This is a genomic window from Tunicatimonas sp., assembly GCF_049647865.1.
In the GTDB taxonomy this organism is placed as follows: domain Bacteria; phylum Bacteroidota; class Bacteroidia; order Cytophagales; family Cyclobacteriaceae; genus Tunicatimonas.
In genome coordinates this window covers 1-2,161 of the sequence record NZ_JBARYM010000870.1, presented here as the reverse complement: position 1 = coordinate 2,161, position 2,161 = coordinate 1, and the positions used below count along the sequence as shown (strand labels likewise).

Annotated in this window: 1 protein-coding gene; it reads left to right on the top strand. The window is 38.3% G+C overall.

Going from position 1 to position 2,161, the window contains the following annotated elements:
* Positions 1-737: 737 nt before the first annotated feature.
* The gene (locus tag WBA23_RS25045; RefSeq protein WP_424585014.1) at positions 738-1,964 is read left to right on the top strand and encodes a hypothetical protein; all 1,227 of its coding nucleotides are present in this window, start codon (positions 738-740) and stop codon (positions 1,962-1,964) included.
* Positions 1,965-2,161: the final 197 nt, after the last annotated feature.

Below are 2,161 nucleotides of genomic sequence, written 5' to 3'. Positions count from 1 at the left end.
GTCTAGGGTAGAGACGCGTAAATAGGCAATATTTCGGGGCATAAATTTATTGATTAGAAGAAAATAGTTTAGTTAGATTTATTTTATAATCATTGTTGCGTAAATGTACATGGTTTTCACTATATTATTTTTATGGCTTAAAGGAGGGTTTATTTTATAATTTTTTGTGCTTCTATCCTCCTTTATACCCTTTCTGATTTGAAGATCCGAGACGGTGTAATAAGGCAGCAAGTACAGGCTTTTTTTACACCTTGAATATTATCGGACTTTTTACACTACCTAAAGGGAAAAATGTAAGGACTTGATTGGGAGAAGGAGAGGATATAGAAACGGGTCCTTTTTTACATAGGGCTAGATCGTTAGTGTTGTCTTAAAGTCAACTCACAACACATTATTTAAATATAAAATGCAGCTGCTATTGCTTACAGTAATAATTTTTTTGATTTCAACGAGTACAGTATAGCCCTACCTAAAACCTGTCGGAAAGCACCGAAACTCAATATAGTTATTGAATCTTTTCCTACTTGAGTAAGGAAACCTAAAGAAGTATGCTTTACCCTGGATTTTGCTGTAGTATCTTCACGTGGAAGCATGTTGAACAAGCTGCTTGAAGATTATACGAGTTTACAATGAAGAAGAAGAGATACCACCTTTTTAACCACACGAACATTCTAGAATTTATGAGGAATACGCGGTATAAATTTGGCTATTCTTACAGAATTTCTATTGTAAGTTTCTTGCTACATACAACTTTCTTTTCTACCAGTTGTGAGGAAAAAGATGAGGATAACCTTATGCTCTTTGAGCTTACCGCTGAAAAAGTATCCGAAACCCAGGCACGGTTAGATTGGACCCAAATTGAATATAATAGCGGGTATCATATCTGGCGAACTTTCAAGGAGTTTGAATCTCAACCCGAACTCATCGTTCAGGCAGACTCGACCACCAACTACTTTTATGATATAATTGAGGAGGATCAGCCGTTAGGAAGTCCGGTAACATATTATGTCTCTACCACGACTGGTGGTACAGAAATTCAAAGCAATGAGGTGGAGCTCATCGGTAGGACGGTTTGGAATTTCGGCCCCTACCAATTGGAGCTCATACCTGAAGAGAAAATGGCAATTGCCCGAGACCTAACCTCGTTGATTCTGATGGATTATGAAAAAAAAATTGTTCTTAAACGTCTCGAGTTCCCAGGAAGAATTGGCCAATTCGATATACAAGAGCAAAATGGTATCATTGAAGTATTTGTGCCCTGCTCAGATCATAAAATATATATTCACGAAGCTACCAGCCTTTCAGCAATTGATTCCATTGATACTGGCGAATCAGCTTATGCCGTGGCCGTTAATAGTCAAGGAAAAATTTTTTGCTCCGGTATGTTTGACCGAGGCAATCTGCATATTTATGACCGAAAATCACTCCAACTATCCACAACTGTTCGCGCAGAAAAAAAATCTGTTCTGTTTCTGCAAGACGACAGTCATCTAGTTACGTTTACTTCCACATTTTCTCCTGGATCTATCAGTCATTACACGTTTAATGACCAAGGCGAATTGATTGCTAAAACCGATGACCCTTACCATACGGAGTACAGGATAGATCATCGGTGGGCAGCAGTGTCTAGCAACTACATTGTTACCACCACAGAAGGCTTTGTGTTTACCGCTGATGAGAATATGACCTATGTCACTAAACTCACAAAAGGGGAGTCTTATCAGTCAGACTTTGAGTTTTCTTCAGAGGGTACTATTATCTATTCAACGCTAACCAATCAAAAAGCCGTTCTAAAATCAACAATAGAAGGCAATACTGCCGTTTCTACCAAGCTACCTACCAAAGGGTATCCTTGGTTCATCGCTCGAGATGGCAATACGCTGGTCATACTATCTTCTCCCGAACTATTCTATCCGGCTAGGACCGGGGGACTTGTAAGCCTTGAAACCATTACACTACAATAAAGGGCTGTACTCATGAAGAAAATAATACTTTTGGAGAGCGCTTATTTATTTAAGTTAACTTTTTGGCTTTTATAGGTAGCTCCCATATTTAGGTACTTTTTCACGCTTAGACACGAAAACTATGTTAGATGCTACTAAAGCTTGGTAAGATGATATCATTTTGCCCTTAAAGTTATTTATAAGTAAAATCAAGCATG